This is a genomic window from Microbispora oryzae (assembly GCF_017896165.1).
Lineage (GTDB): Bacteria > Actinomycetota > Actinomycetes > Streptosporangiales > Streptosporangiaceae > Microbispora > Microbispora oryzae.
On record NZ_JAFCNB010000011.1, the window covers coordinates 66,831 to 79,769 of the forward strand.

16 protein-coding genes are annotated in these 12,939 nt (G+C 70.9%); 13 read left to right on the top strand and 3 right to left on the bottom strand.

The window, feature by feature from the left end; genetic code table 11:
* Window positions 1-32 precede the first annotated feature (32 nt).
* From JOL79_RS20355 to JOL79_RS20370, 4 genes are all read left to right on the top strand, one after another.
* Window positions 33-368, top strand: a complete 336-nt coding sequence (locus JOL79_RS20355) for an ArsR/SmtB family transcription factor (RefSeq protein ID WP_210157453.1) — start codon at window positions 33-35, stop codon at window positions 366-368.
* Window positions 362-1,111, top strand: a complete 750-nt coding sequence (locus tag JOL79_RS20360; RefSeq protein ID WP_210157597.1) for a cation efflux transmembrane domain-containing protein — start codon at window positions 362-364, stop codon at window positions 1,109-1,111. Before JOL79_RS20355 ends, JOL79_RS20360 begins: the two co-directional genes overlap by 7 nt.
* A 755-nt stretch (window positions 1,112-1,866) precedes the next feature.
* Window positions 1,867-2,469, top strand: a complete 603-nt coding sequence (locus JOL79_RS20365) for a DivIVA domain-containing protein (protein ID WP_210157454.1) — start codon at window positions 1,867-1,869, stop codon at window positions 2,467-2,469.
* A gap of 102 nt (window positions 2,470-2,571) precedes the next feature.
* Window positions 2,572-3,531, top strand: a complete 960-nt coding sequence (locus JOL79_RS20370; RefSeq protein ID WP_210157455.1) for a ZIP family metal transporter — start codon at window positions 2,572-2,574, stop codon at window positions 3,529-3,531.
* A 19-nt stretch (window positions 3,532-3,550) separates the two neighbouring features.
* Here the strand turns inward: JOL79_RS20370 and JOL79_RS35520 are convergent, their stop codons facing one another.
* Window positions 3,551-3,769, bottom strand: a complete 219-nt coding sequence (locus tag JOL79_RS35520) for a hypothetical protein (RefSeq protein WP_230985133.1) — start codon at window positions 3,767-3,769, stop codon at window positions 3,551-3,553.
* Window positions 3,770-3,805: 36 nt separating this feature from the next.
* Between JOL79_RS35520 and JOL79_RS20375 the strand changes: the two genes are divergently transcribed.
* The 8 genes from JOL79_RS20375 (at window position 3,806) to JOL79_RS20410 (ending at window position 9,890) form a co-directional block, all read left to right on the top strand.
* On the top strand, window positions 3,806-4,708 hold the full coding sequence (locus JOL79_RS20375) for a cation diffusion facilitator family transporter (protein WP_307848651.1): 903 nt from the start codon (window positions 3,806-3,808) through the stop codon (window positions 4,706-4,708).
* A gap of 5 nt (window positions 4,709-4,713) precedes the next feature.
* Complete coding sequence (locus JOL79_RS20380) at window positions 4,714-5,640, top strand: transporter substrate-binding domain-containing protein (protein ID WP_210157457.1); 927 nt, start codon at window positions 4,714-4,716, stop codon at window positions 5,638-5,640.
* Entirely contained in the window at window positions 5,640-6,287 is a 648-nt protein-coding gene (locus tag JOL79_RS20385; protein WP_210157458.1) for an amino acid ABC transporter permease, read from the top strand. The genes JOL79_RS20380 and JOL79_RS20385 overlap by 1 nt, the downstream gene beginning before the upstream one ends.
* Window positions 6,284-7,081: an amino acid ABC transporter ATP-binding protein gene (locus tag JOL79_RS20390; RefSeq protein ID WP_210157459.1), complete on the top strand. Its 798-nt coding sequence runs from the start codon at window positions 6,284-6,286 to the stop codon at window positions 7,079-7,081. Before JOL79_RS20385 ends, JOL79_RS20390 begins: the two co-directional genes overlap by 4 nt.
* Window positions 7,082-7,176: 95 nt before the next feature.
* Window positions 7,177-7,587 (top strand): BlaI/MecI/CopY family transcriptional regulator, encoded by a 411-nt coding sequence (locus JOL79_RS20395; RefSeq protein ID WP_210157460.1) that lies wholly within the window; start codon window positions 7,177-7,179, stop codon window positions 7,585-7,587.
* Window positions 7,584-8,528: a M56 family metallopeptidase gene (locus tag JOL79_RS20400; RefSeq protein ID WP_210157461.1), complete on the top strand. Its 945-nt coding sequence runs from the start codon at window positions 7,584-7,586 to the stop codon at window positions 8,526-8,528. Before JOL79_RS20395 ends, JOL79_RS20400 begins: the two co-directional genes overlap by 4 nt.
* A 79-nt stretch (window positions 8,529-8,607) precedes the next feature.
* Window positions 8,608-9,219 (top strand): thioredoxin-like domain-containing protein, encoded by a 612-nt coding sequence (locus JOL79_RS20405; RefSeq protein WP_210157462.1) that lies wholly within the window; start codon window positions 8,608-8,610, stop codon window positions 9,217-9,219.
* On the top strand, window positions 9,216-9,890 hold the full coding sequence (locus tag JOL79_RS20410; protein ID WP_210157463.1) for a DUF305 domain-containing protein: 675 nt from the start codon (window positions 9,216-9,218) through the stop codon (window positions 9,888-9,890). Before JOL79_RS20405 ends, JOL79_RS20410 begins: the two co-directional genes overlap by 4 nt.
* On the opposite strand, the gene JOL79_RS20415 is transcribed toward JOL79_RS20410, so the two are convergent.
* Window positions 9,877-10,461: a hypothetical protein gene (locus tag JOL79_RS20415; RefSeq protein ID WP_230985135.1), complete on the bottom strand. Its 585-nt coding sequence runs from the start codon at window positions 10,459-10,461 to the stop codon at window positions 9,877-9,879. The two genes, JOL79_RS20410 and JOL79_RS20415, sit on opposite strands and share 14 nt — an antisense overlap.
* Before the next feature lie 97 nt (window positions 10,462-10,558).
* Window positions 10,559-11,497 carry a TetR/AcrR family transcriptional regulator gene (locus JOL79_RS20420; RefSeq protein WP_307848636.1) on the bottom strand — a complete coding sequence of 313 codons (939 nt, stop codon included), beginning with the start codon at window positions 11,495-11,497 and terminating at the stop codon, window positions 10,559-10,561.
* A gap of 161 nt (window positions 11,498-11,658) precedes the next feature.
* Between JOL79_RS20420 and JOL79_RS20425 the strand changes: the two genes are divergently transcribed.
* Complete coding sequence (locus tag JOL79_RS20425) at window positions 11,659-12,939, top strand: FAD-dependent oxidoreductase (RefSeq protein WP_210157464.1); 1,281 nt, start codon at window positions 11,659-11,661, stop codon at window positions 12,937-12,939.

The following is a 12,939-nucleotide window of genomic DNA, read 5'->3' on the forward strand; positions in this document are numbered from 1 at the left end:
ATGAATTCAATGATTCCTGTACCGTGGCGAACATGCTGACCATCGCCTCCGACGGCGAGATGCTCGCGCGCTTCGGTCGAGCGCTCGCCGACCCCATCCGCTGCCGGCTGCTGCTCGCTCTCCGCGAGGCGCCGGCCTATCCCTCCGACCTCGCGGACACGCTGGGCGTCTCACGTACCCGGTTGTCGAACCATCTGGCCTGCCTGCGTGACTGCGGCCTCGTCGTCGCGGTACCGGTCGGTCGCCGCGTCCGCTACGAGCTGGCCGACCCACGGCTGGCCCACGCACTCGACGACCTGCGCCGGGCCGTCGTCGCGGTCGCCTCCGACGGCACCTGCCCGGAGGCCGCGGAGAAGGGGTGCTGTTGACACCGGCCGCCGGCCTCGCCCCGGTCCGGCGTACGGTGCTGGTCCGCCGGATCCGGCTGCTGGTCACGGCCACCATCGGCTACAACGTGGTCGAGGCGATCGTGGGGATCACCCTCGGCGTGCACGCATCATCCACCGCACTGATCGGCTTCGGCCTCGACTCGGTCATCGAGGTCTCCTCGGCCGCGGCCGTCGCCTGGCAGTTCTCCGCGGGCACGCACGAGACGCGCGAGGCCCGCGAGAAGATCGCCCTGCGTGTCATCGCTTTCTCGTTCTTCGCGCTCGCCGCGTACGTCGCCGTCGAGGCCGTTCGCGCGCTCGCGGGCGGCGGGGAGGCCGAGCCGTCGCGACCGGGTCTCATCCTGGCGGCGCTGTCGCTGGTCGTGATGCCGCTGCTGTCGCTCACCCAGCGCCGGGCGGGCCGCGAGCTGGGCTCCGCTTCGGCGTTCGCCGACTCCAAGCAGACTCTCCTGTGCACCTACCTGTCGGCGATCCTGCTCGTCGGCCTCGGGCTCAACGCGACCCTCGGCTGGTCCTGGGCCGATCCGGTCGCCGCGCTGGTCATCGCCGTGGTGGCGGTGAAGGAGGGACGAGAAGCCTGGCGCGGCGACGCCTGCTGCCCGCCGCCTCCGCTGGGCGGCACGCTCGCCGAAGAGCGAGACGGATGTGGTTGCGCCTCCGGCTGTGGCTGTGGCTCCGGCTGTGCTTCCGGTCGTGCTTCCGTTGATGGTGACATCGTCTGATACGGCAGTGTTCAACGACCGCTCCGCGCGGGTCTGGCTCCGCCCCCATACGCGACACGCGGACGCAGGCGCCCGGGCACGGGCTGCCGGGGTAGACGCCTGGGGATAGGCGCCGGGTATAGGCGCCGGGTATAGGCAAGGCGCGACGTCGGGTGGACGCCCATATCGGCCCTTGGCATGGAGCCTCCCAGCGACTCTCAGACTGAGGTTCTCTGAAGGTCTCGTCCGCCGCGCGTCGGCTGGATGGCGGCCGCATGCGGTGACGCGAGGCGGGCCGAGCGTTTCTGTCCACATTTCCGCCTTAAATGGCATTTCGATAGGCCGCTCACTATTTGATGGCATATCTGATCTGGAAGGTAAAGGAAATAGTTGAGCCGTTGCTCAGATGTGTAAACGAGTGGTAATCGGAGAATCACTAGAGGTGAGAATCCCCAGGTGTGGGCGTGGGATCTGGCGCTCGGGTGGGCCTTAGGCGAAGGGGCGAAATCGGAAATGTCGCACGGTTTGTCGCGCGTTCATGGCTGCATCCCTCTGGCAATGATTCCGGCGAGTGGCGGAAAGGGTTGGTGAAGCGGGTCATGGGCGGCGAACACGAACACGGACCCAGGAACGGACCCAACGGGCTCAAGGGAGCCAGCAGGCCCGGAAACGGGCCAGGAGACGGACGCAAGCACAGGCACGACAACGATCACGACAACGAACACGGAACCGGACATGGTGCCGGACACGGCCACGGGCACGGCCACGACACGGAGGTGTTGGAGGGCGACCCGGTGCCGTTCGGCGGCATTGGCGGGGCGTCTCGGATCGTCACCCCCAGCGACGTGCGCAATCAGGTCTTCTCCGTCGTCCGCCTGCGCGAGGGCTATGACCTGGCGGAGGTCGACGGCTTCCTTGGGCGCGTCGAAACGGCACTGAGCCGGCTCGTACGTGAAAACGAGGAGTTGAAGGCGCGGCTGAGCTCGACGCCGGACTGCACCGCCCTCGAGGCCGCTCCGTCGCCGGGCGCCCGGGCCGTCCGGATCGTCGAGGTCGCCGAGGAGGCGGCCGACCGCATCGTCGCGATGGCGAACAAGGAGGCCGAAACGATCGTCGCGCAGGCGCGGCGACGCGCCGACGGCCTGGGGCGCGACGCACTGGAAAAGATCACTGAGCTGCAGCGTCAGGCGCAGGAGACCCGCAGAGAGGTCATGGAACGCCGGCTTCAGGATCTGCGGCTGATCGTCGCGGACTTCGACGCGGTGCTGCGGCAGTGCTTTCACGAGCACACGGAGCACCTGCTCGCCCTGCTGGACGGGCGGGAACCGCCCGGCCCGGTCGCGGACGCCTCTACCCGTGAGGCGGCTCCACAGCTCTAGGCCGCGATCCGAATTCCCCACGTCCGTCACGAGCCGGGGGTCACCCACGGGCTGCGTGGCATCGCGTACGACGTCATCAACTCGATCCCAGGAGCCGTACAGATGCGACTGACAGATTGGCCGGGGGCGATCGGAGCCGCGTTGGAGCGGCAGCCGGCCGGGCAGGAGGCGTGGGCAGCGGTCGTGCTGGTCTGCGCCTCGACCCTCGCGGGGGCCTGGCTGGCCCGCAGGAACTCACGGCGTATGACGATCTGGCTGGCGATCGCCTCGGCGATGATGCTGGTCACCGCCCTCGTCGACCTGCTGCCCGACGCATGGCACGAGGCGGCGGAGAGCCGCACCCCGATGTGGACCGTTGGACTCGCCGCCGTCCTCGGCTTCACCGTCATCACCTACTTCACCCGGAAGGGCTGCGCATGCCCGCACGATGCGGCGGAGTCCCGCGCCGGGAAACACGCACCGGGACTGCATCGCCGGGTGAAAGAGGCGGTCGGCGCGGCGCTCTACGGCGGGATGGGTACGGCCGCCGCCCTGACTCTCCATCGGGCGATCGAGGGGGCGACTCTCGCGCTGACCGCGTCAGCGATGATCATCCTCGCGCTGACGGTGCACTCCGCGAGTGAGGGCCTGGCGTTGGCCGCCCTGCTGGACATGGCCCGGCAGCGTCTCGCTCCCTGGCTGGTCGTGGCCTGCCTCAGCCCCGCGGTGGGTGTGCTCTTCGCGACCTTCCGGCCGTTGCCCGAGCAGTGGGTGCCGGTTCTGCTCGGGCTGGTCATCGGGGTGCTGTCCCGTACGGCGATCGTCGGAATGCGGCTCGCCGGCAGCCGCCAGCGCAACGGGCGGCTCTCCCGGACACACCTCGCCATCGCCGCCGCCGTGTCCATCACCGCGGGCACCCTCCTTGCCTTCGCCCATGCGACGCATGGGGACGAGGAGAGCGGGCGGACTGCGGAGCGGAGCGCCGGAGCCATGGCCACCCGTGCCGAGATCTCTCGCGCGATCTCTCAGGCGGCTCCGGTGAGCGTGGTGGAGGAGCCGAGGCGAGAGGGCGCGCAGCTGTGACAGGCCGCCGCGAATGGGATCAGGAGGCGTATTGATCATGACGGTTCACCATCACCCGGCGTCCGACCAGGTGACTCGCGCCGAGCGGACGCCGGATCACGACCACGACCACGACCACGACCACGACCACGACCACGACCACGACCACGACCAGGATCACGGTCACGATCATGACCCCGATCACGGTCACGGTCACGGTCACGGCCACGGGCAGGGCCACGGCCACGGCCACGGCCACGGGCACGGCGTATCGGCCAACGCGGACCGGCGGTTCCTGGCCGCGGCCCTGGCCCTGATCCTCGGGTTCATGGCCGCCGAGTTTGTCGTGGGACTGGTCGCGCGGTCTCTGGCACTCATCTCCGACGCCGGTCACATGCTCACCGACGCCGCCTCGATCGCGTTCGCCCTGGTGGCGATGGCGCTCGCGGCCCGTCCGCCACGCGGTGAGTTCACCTACGGATTCAAGCGGGCCGAGATCCTCTCGGCGCAGCTCAACGGGGCGACCCTACTCGTGCTCGCGGGGCTGTTCCTCTACGAGGCGGTGCGGCGTCTCATCTGGCCGCCGGAGGTCGAGGGTGGGCTCGTCCTCGTCACGGCACTGGTCGGCATCGTCGTCAACGTCGCGGCGACCTGGCTGCTCAGCAGGGCCGACCGGACCAGTCTGAACGTCGAAGGGGCGTTCCAGCACATCCTCAACGACCTGTTCGCGTTCGTGGCGACCGCGGTGTCCGGGCTGGTCATTCTCCTGACGGGCTACCCGCGGGCCGACGCCATCGCGACTCTGATCGTCGCGGTCCTGATGCTGAAGGCGGGCTACGGCCTCGTCCGCGAGACCGGGCGGATCTTCCTCCAGGCCGCTCCCGCCGGGCTCATCCCGGGAGAGATCGGCGCGCGGCTGGCCACCCAGCCGGACGTGGCGGAGGTGCACGACCTTCACATATGGGAGCTCACATCCGGTTATCTCACCTTGTCGGCGCACGTGTTCGTCCGCCCGCCGGGCGACTGCGGCGCGGTCCGGCTCGGGTTGCAGAATCTGCTCGCGCGTTCCTACGGAATCACCCACACGACGCTGCAGGTCGATCGGGCGGACGAGCCGGTCGCCGATACCGCCGACTGCGTCGAGCCCCGTCACTGCGCGGACCCCCACGGACCCCACTACCTCTCCCCCAACCGATGACGCGCATGACCGGGCAACCAACCGACAGAGCGAGCGCCGCGATGATCGCGAAGATGCGGTTCCGCCGGAGGGCCGCCAGGTTTCTGCTCCTGCCCGTGCTGGCGTGCGCGATGGCATGCTCAGGAGCCGGCACCGAAGACGTGCTGACCCGCGCCCGCGCCTCCGGGACCCTGCGCGTCGCGCTGACGGAGGCCAATCCGCCGTGGAACTTCCTCGACGACGCAGACAGACCCGCCGGTTACGACGTCGACGTCGCCAGGGAGCTCGCGAAGCGGCTGCGGATCGGGCAGGTCGAATTCATCGGCTCCGACTACGCCAGCTTCATCGGCGGCGTGCTGGCCGACAGGTTCGACATCGTCGTCTCCGCGCAGACGATCACGAGCAGGCGCCGCGAACAGGTCGACTTCTCCCGTCCTTACGCGGTCAACGACGTCGCCGTCTTCGTCCGGACGGGAGACACGGCGATCGTCGATGTCGGTGACCTGGCCGGCCGGAGGATCGCCGTCTCCGAGGGCACCACGGAGGCCGACTTCGCCCGCTCCGCGATCCCACGGGCGAACGTCAGGACCTACCGCAACGCGACGCTGGGACTGACCGACCTGTCGCAGGGACGCGCCGACGCGGCCCTCGTCTCCCGCTTTCAGGGCGGCTACCTCGCCACGCGGAAGGCGCTGCCGGTCCGGGCCGCGATCCCCGCGCTCCACCGGGAGATCCTCGGCATGTCGTTCCGCAAGGGATCCCCGCACTTCAGGGACGCCGTCGACACGGCGATCAACGGCATGATCGCGGACGGCACGCTGACGGCGATCTCCCACCGTTGGTTCGGCGACGTCGACATGGCGGCCGAGATGCGCGACCTGCCGACGGCCAAGGCGGACAAGGCGGCCCCGACTGCTCCGGCCACCCCATCACCCGCGTACAGGAGCCTCTGATGGACTTTCTCGCTCTACCGTTGCCCGCACTGCTGCAGGGGCTGGCCGTCACGTTCTTCCTGGGCCTGGCGTCCTTCGTCCTCGGCTCGGGTCTGGGCGCCGTCGTCGCGCTGGCCCGGATCTCGGCGGTCCTGCCGCTCCGGCTCGCGGCGGTCGCGTACGTCTCGGTGTTCCGGGGCACTCCCCTGCTCATCCAGATCATGCTGGTCTACTTCGGGCTGCCGCAGCTCGGCGTCAGGATTCCGCCCATCCCGTCGGCCATCCTGACCTTCACCCTCTACTCGGGCGCGTACCTCAGTGAGAACTTCCGGGGCGGCATCCTCGCGGTCGACAAGGGCCAGTGGGAGGCCGCGAACTCGATGGGCCTGACCTACCGGCGCATGCTCGGCCGGATCATCTTCCCGCAAGCGATCAGGACCGCCCTGCCCGCGATCGGCAACCGGTTCATCGCCCTGATGAAGGACACGTCCCTCGCCTCGGCCATCACGGTCGTCGAGCTCACCCGTGTCGCGGAGAGCGCGGGCAGCTCCTCCTTCCGGTACGTCGAGGCGTTCGTCGCCGCCGCCGCCGGCTACTGGCTGATCAACACCGCACTGTCGCTCGGACAGGCGGCACTCGAACGACGCATGGGAAGGGCGTACGCATGACGGACAGGAACGCGATCGACGCGCATGGGCTCCACAAGCGTTTCGGCGACCTCCAGGTGCTGAAGAGTGTCGACCTCTCGGTGCGCAGCGGCGAGGTCGTCGTCATCATGGGCCCCTCGGGCTCGGGCAAGACCACGCTGCTGCGCTGCCTCAACCTCCTCGAACGGCCCGACGCCGGCACCGTCACGGTCCGCGGCCGTACGGTCGACTGCTCGGCGCGCGGCTCCGGCCGGGGCCGGGCCCGGCTCATCCGGGACATCCGGATCCGGACCGCCATGGTGTTCCAGCAGTACAACCTCTTCCCGCACATGACCGTGCTGCAGAACGTCGTGGAGGGGCCGCTGTCCGTACGTCGGCTGCCCCGCCCCTACGCCGTCGAGGTCGGCGAACGGCTGCTGGAACGCGTCGGCCTCGCCGACAAGCGCGACGAGTACCCGTCCCGGCTGTCCGGCGGCCAGAAGCAGCGGGTCGCCATCGCGAGGGCGCTGGCCATGGACCCGGAGGTCGTCCTGCTCGACGAACCCACCTCATCGCTCGACCCGGAGCTGCGCGGCGAGGTGCTCCAGGTCCTGCGGGACCTTGCCGCCCGGGGCACGACGATGGTGATCGTCACCCACGAGATCGCCTTCGCCCGCGAGGTCGCCGACCGCGTCCTGTTCATGGACAGCGGCTACATCCTGGAGGAGCAGCCGCCCCGCACGTTCTTCACCGACCCCGCGAGCACCCGGGTCAGGTCCTTCCTGCGTCTCATGACCGGCGTGGAGTCGCAGCCCGAGCTGGGCGCGGCGGGGTGATCTCGCCCCGCCGGCGGACCGGAGGACCGGGGGACCGGAGGCGGGCGCGGTAGCCTGCTGTCTTCCCGTAGAGCGAAGTGGGCGGAGAGCTTGCGGTGCGCCTGGGCAACCTGGAACGTTCGATCATGGAGGCGCTGTGGAGCCGCCCCGGCGGCGCGCTCGCGCAGGACCTGTCGCAGGAGCTCGACTCGCGTCCCGCCGTCACGACGGTCCTCACCGTGCTGGTCCGGTTGACCCGTAAGGGCCTGGTGCGGCGCGAACGTGTCGGCCGCGCGCACCTCTACTTCGCCACGGGAGACAGGGACGGCTACGTCGCGGAGACCATGCGCGCCGCGCTCGACGAGGCGGAGGACGTCGAGGCGGCTGTGAGCCGTTTCGTCGGCACGGTCTCCCCGGAGGTGGCGGAGGCGCTGCGGGAAGCCCTGCGGGAGGCACCGCGGGAGGCACCGCGGAAGACTCCCCGGGAAACGCTGGACGGCCGGCGCGACGTCGGGGAGCACCGATGATCATGTGGGTCGTGGCGGCCGGCCTCGCACTGCTGCCCGTCGTGATGAACGGAAGGTCGGCGGCTCGCTTCGCCTCCGCGCGGTGGACGTCGCACCATCCGCGCGCGGCGCTGCTCACCTGGCAGGCGATGGGCGTCGCCGGGGGCCTGGCCGCCGTGGGCGTCGGGCTGGTGGTGGCCGTCGCGCCCCTCGCCGCGGTGTTTCCCCACGGCGCGCACGTCCTCGGTCGTCAGATAGTCGCGGGCCGCGGCCTCGACGGGCTGGGCCCCGCCCAGGTCGTCGCGCTGGCCTGGTCCGCCACCCTCCTGACGTGGCTGCTCGCCCACACCGTACGAACGGCCGTGCGGGTCACGGGCGAACAGCGCCGGCTGCGCCTGATGGTCGGCCTGGTGGCCGACCGCCTCGACGAGCACGACGCGTACGTGATCCCCGACCCGCGTCCCGCGGCGTACTGTGTGCCCGGCAGGCGCGCGCACGTGGTGCTGAGCCGTGGGGCGCTTCGGCTTCTGGACGAGCCGCAGTTGCGCGCGGTGCTCGAACACGAGCGGGCACATGCGGCGGGACGGCACGATCTGGCACTGCTCCCGTTCCTGGCCTGCGCTCGCGCCTTCCCCTGGCTGCCGTGGGCCCGGGTGGCCAGGCAGGCGGTTCCGCCGCTGCTGGAGATGCTGGCCGACGATCGCGCCCGGAGACGGTACGGCGATCGGGTGCTCGCCGAGGCGCTCGTCCGCATGGCGGTGCCGGCCGGTGAGGGCGCCGGCGGCGCCCCCGCCCTCGCGGACGTGGCCGTGCTGCACCGGGTGGAGCGGCTGACGCGGGTCCGCCCTCCGGGTTCGCGGTGGCGGGCGGTCGCGGCGTGTGCCGTGGCCGCCGTGCTGCTGAGCGGTCCCGTGGCGGTGTTCCTCGCGCCGCTGCTCTGCGTGACCGTCTGGCGCGGCTGATCCCCGGCTTTACGACCGCCATATTCTACGTTCTGTAGAACTTCTACCCATCGTAGAAACAAGCGACGGGAGAAGCCCCATGAGCGGAACGGAGCAGGGGACCAGAAAGGAGCGCCTCTCCCATCTGCAGGCCAGGCAGCGGAGGGCCGAGCGGTGGCGCAAGGTGACCCTGGCCGGTGTCTCGACCGTTCTGGCGGGTGGGGTCGCCGTCACCGGCGTCGTCCTTTTCCTCAACGAGAGGAAGAAGACGTCGCTCGACGCCGTGGCGACCTACTCCGTCAAGCAGCGCAACCACACCACCGCGCCGGTCAGATATCCGCAGTCACCGCCGGTCGGCGGCGACCACGATCCGACCTGGATCAACTGCGGGGTCTACGACCAGCCGCTGCGCAGCGAGAACGTGGTCCACGCCCAGGAGCACGGCGCCGTCTGGATCACCTACGCCCCCGATCTCCCCCAGTCCGATCTGGAGCGGGTCCGCGCCCTGGTGGCCGGGCGCGACTACGTCGTCCTCTCTCCGTTCCCGGGCCAGCCGGCGGCCGTCATCGCCAGCGCCTGGGGCCGGCAACTGATCCTGGACGGCCCGGACGATCCCCGGCTCGCCCGGTTTGTCCGAGCCCACGCGAACAGCCCACTGGCCCCCGAACCCGGCGCTCCATGCAGCGGAGGAACGGGGGAGCCCGTCGCATGACGTCGATCAGACGTCGCGCGGTCGCGGTCGTACTCGCTGTGACCGTCACCGTGGCCGTCACAGTGGCGGTCGTCGTGACCGGCGCGGCGGTGTTCGGCGGCCCGGCCGACGACTCGGCGGACGCCGGGTTCGCCCGGGACATGCAGGTCCATCACGCGCAGGCGGTGCGGATGGCGATGATCGTGCGCGACCGGACGAGCGACGAGGAGGTGCGGACGCTCGCCTACGACATCGCGCTCACCCAGCAGCAGCAGATCGGCCAGATGTTCGCCTGGCTCGACCAGTGGGGGCTGCCGCAGACCTCCCTCGCCCCTCCCATGGCGTGGGCGGCGCAGGGCCATGCGGCCATGAACCACACGGGTGCCGCGATGCCAGGGATGGCGACCTCCGCCCAGTTGCAGCGGCTGGGGGAAGCCCGGGACCGCGCGGCGGAGACGCTGTTCCTCCAGCTGATGATCGCTCATCACCGTGGCGGCGTGGACATGGCGCGTGCCGTGTTGCGGAGCGGCGACGACGGTCGCGTACGCCGTCTGGCCGGGGCGATCGTGACGGCCCAGGCAGCGGAGATCTCACTGATGGAGCGCATGCTGTCAGCCCGGGAGGCTGGACAGGGAGCCCGACAGGAGACCGGCCGGGAGAACACGCACGGCGGCGGGGTCAGCCACGGCTGACCAGTGCGTCGAGCAGCCGGACCGCCGTCTCGTACGTGGGGTTGTCCCTCAGCAGGGCGCTCGCGCGCTGCGCCTCTTCGGTCGTCGGCAGATAGCCGACGAGCAGCGCCGGAAGGAGGACGCGGCGGACGAGGAGCTCCCGCGCGGAGAGCGCGTGAGGACGCCGGACGACCGACACGTTCACCCGGATCGCGTGCTCGTTCCCCGGGGGAACCCCCGGCCGGTCGACCTCGATCGCGACGTAGCGGAAGCCGTTCGCGAAATCGCACGGCCCGCATCCGGCCGGTCCCCGGCTCAGCCTGCCTCCGCACTCCGGACAGGTCAGGCGGTCGTACGCGGCGTCGACCACCCGCCAGTCGTGCCGGTCGGGCTCGCCGACGACCATCCCGGCCACCGACCGCTCGTCATCCGGGCTGAGGGTGCCGAACTCACGGCCGAGCCAGTCCCGCCAGCGCTCCTCGACGATGTCGTCCACAAGCTGTGTACAACGCGGGCAGCCGGGCGCGCCGCTGTACTCGTAGCCGCCGCAGGCCGGGCACGTCCGGAGCGTGTCGCCCACTGAAGGCCGCATCGGATCCCTCCCCTGCCCACTGCGTACCGCTGGGCATCACTGGGAAACACTGGCTATCACGGGGCGACGCCGGCCATCGAGCGAATTTCCGCCCGCGTCACACCGTGCGGGGGGCGGGACCGGAAGCCGGGCCCGGAGCCGGGCCGGAAGTAATGCCGGAGACCGCGGTGGCGCGCAGGAACGCCTCGGCGAACGTGCGGGCGACCTCCTCCAGGGGAGGCAGGATGTCGCCCAGCGACTCCTGAAGGGCGGGGCGCAGCAGCATGTGCCCGACCATGGGCCCGAACATCAGCTGGATGAGCAGCGGCACGGGGAGCGGACGCAGCCGACCGGCCCCGATCTGGGAGCTCAGCAGCGAGTTGAGGCTCGCGAACATCCGCGGCAGGTTGGCCTTGAGCGTCCGGGCGGCCGGGCCGTCCGGACGCGAGAGCAGGTCGCCGAAGATGGCCGGCAGGACACGCGGTTCCCGGAGGAACGCCTCGACCAACGCGCGATAGATCGCATGAACGGTGTCCTCGATCCGCTCGGGCGGATCGGCGGCCAGGGCCTCCAGGTCGGGCAGGGGGAGGTACCGGTCGAACATGACGGCCAGCAGGCCGTCCCTGCCACCGAAGATCGCATGGAGGCTGGTCGGCGAGCAGCGCGCGGCCGCGGCCACGGCCTCCAGCGTCACCGCCCCGAGCCCCTCCTGGTTGATCAGCGTGGCCGCCGCGTCGAGCGCCCGGTCGCGCACCGGCGGGCGTCCGCCGGGATCGAACCCGGCCGCGCGCACCGCCTCGTCCAGCGTGGTCCGTGACCCGCCGATCCTGCGCAGCAGCGTGCTGCGCGAGATGCCGGCCGCCGCGGCGATCTCACCCAGCGACACCTCGGCGACGTCGGTGCCGTGCTCCTCGGCCGCCGCGAGTGCCGCGTTCACCAGCGCCGGATCCACCAGCGCCGGATCCACCAGCGCCGGATCCACCAGCGCCGGATCCACCAGCGCCGCGTCCACCGGCGCCGGGTCCACCGGGGCGGCGTTCATCGGGGGCCTGTCCACGAGGCCCAATGGTACTGCTTCTCATATGAACCTCATCCGTGTATCGTCTACAGCAGGATCTCATCAGTTAGTGAATTACGGTGCCGGCCCGAGCGGAGCCGCCGCCCCGTTCGCCGAAGTACGGCCCCCGCCAGATGGGGCCGGCACGAGGAGGGATCGACATGAGTACGGAGCGCACCGGCGTCCTCGTCTGCGGGGGCGGACCCGCGGGCATGATGCTCGGCCTGCTGCTGGCCAGGGCGGGAGTGGCGGTCACCGTGCTGGAGAAGCACGGCGACTTCCTCCGTGACTTCCGCGGGGACACCGTCCACCCCGCGACTGTCCGGCTCATGGACGAGCTGGGCCTGGGCGACCGCTTCCAGACGCTGCCGCACAGCAGGCTGGGCAACGTCTCACTCCCCACCCCCGACGGCGGTCTGGTCCGGATCGCCGACTTCACGGCGCTCCCGGCTCCGTACAACTACGTCGCGATGGTGCCCCAGTGGGACCTGCTCGATCTGCTCGCCCGGGAGGCCGGTCGGGAGCCCGGGTTCGAGCTGCGCATGAAGACCGAGGCGGTCGGGCTGGTCAGAGACGGCGGCAAGGTCGCCGGGGTCAGATACCGCACGGCCGACGGACATGAGGGGGAGATCCGCGCCGAGCTGACGGTCGCCTGCGACGGCAGGCACTCCGCCCTCCGGAGAGACGCCGGCCTGGTGCCCAAGGAGTTCCCGGTGCCGTTCGACGTCTGGTGGTTCCGTCTGCCGAAGAAGCCCGAGGAGCGCGGTGTGCCCGCCGGGCTCACGCCGATCGGCCGGGGCGCCGAGGGGCTGCTCGCCCTCGACCGCGACGACTATTACCAGCTGGCCTACTTCGCCCCGAAGGGCTCCGATCCCCGGCTGCGTGCCGAGGGAGTGGAGCGCTTCCGCGAGCGCGTGGCCCGGCTGCGCCCCGATCTCGCCGACCGCGTCGGCCATATCGCGAGCATGGACGAGGTGTTCACGCTCGACGTGAAACTCAACCGGCTCAGGCGGTGGTATCTCGACGGGTTGCTCCTCATCGGCGACGCCGCGCACGCCATGTCGCCCGCGGGCGGAGTCGGCATCAACCTCGCGATCCAGGACGCGGTGGCCGCGGCGACGATCCTGGCCGAGCCCCTCCGGCGGCACGACGTGTCCCTCGCCGACCTGGCCGCCGTGCAACGGCGCAGGCGGCCTCCCACCGTGATCGTCCAGAGCATGCAGCGCCTGCTCCAGCGGGTCATGTTCGAGCGGCAGTTCGCGGGTAAGCGGTCCGGCCCGCCCAGGCTTCTCCTCCTGTTCGGCCGGGTCTTTCCCCGGATCCGCGTCGGAGCCGCGCGCCTCATCGGCTTCGGGCCCCGCCCGGAGCACGCGCCTGCCTTCGCCCGCCGCCGGCCGGCCGGGACGGATTCAGCGCCCGTGGAGGAGGCTCAGCACGGGTAG

Bases quoted from the DNA above. Each gene is read 5' to 3' on its own strand.
- JOL79_RS20410 (WP_210157463.1), top strand. From the start codon at position 9,216: ATGACGTCGATCAGACGTCGCGCGGTCGCGGTCGTACTCGCTGTGACC.
- JOL79_RS20425 (WP_210157464.1), top strand. From the start codon at position 11,659: ATGAGTACGGAGCGCACCGGCGTCCTCGTCTGCGGGGGCGGACCCGCG.
- JOL79_RS20380 (WP_210157457.1), top strand. From the start codon at position 4,714: ATGACCGGGCAACCAACCGACAGAGCGAGCGCCGCGATGATCGCGAAG.
- JOL79_RS20355 (WP_210157453.1), top strand. From the start codon at position 33: ATGCTGACCATCGCCTCCGACGGCGAGATGCTCGCGCGCTTCGGTCGA.
- JOL79_RS20390 (WP_210157459.1), top strand. From the start codon at position 6,284: ATGACGGACAGGAACGCGATCGACGCGCATGGGCTCCACAAGCGTTTC.
- JOL79_RS20385 (WP_210157458.1), top strand. From the start codon at position 5,640: ATGGACTTTCTCGCTCTACCGTTGCCCGCACTGCTGCAGGGGCTGGCC.
- JOL79_RS20415 (WP_230985135.1), bottom strand. From the start codon at position 10,461: ATGCGGCCTTCAGTGGGCGACACGCTCCGGACGTGCCCGGCCTGCGGC.
- JOL79_RS20400 (WP_210157461.1), top strand. From the start codon at position 7,584: ATGATCATGTGGGTCGTGGCGGCCGGCCTCGCACTGCTGCCCGTCGTG.
- JOL79_RS20370 (WP_210157455.1), top strand. From the start codon at position 2,572: ATGCGACTGACAGATTGGCCGGGGGCGATCGGAGCCGCGTTGGAGCGG.
- JOL79_RS20405 (WP_210157462.1), top strand. From the start codon at position 8,608: ATGAGCGGAACGGAGCAGGGGACCAGAAAGGAGCGCCTCTCCCATCTG.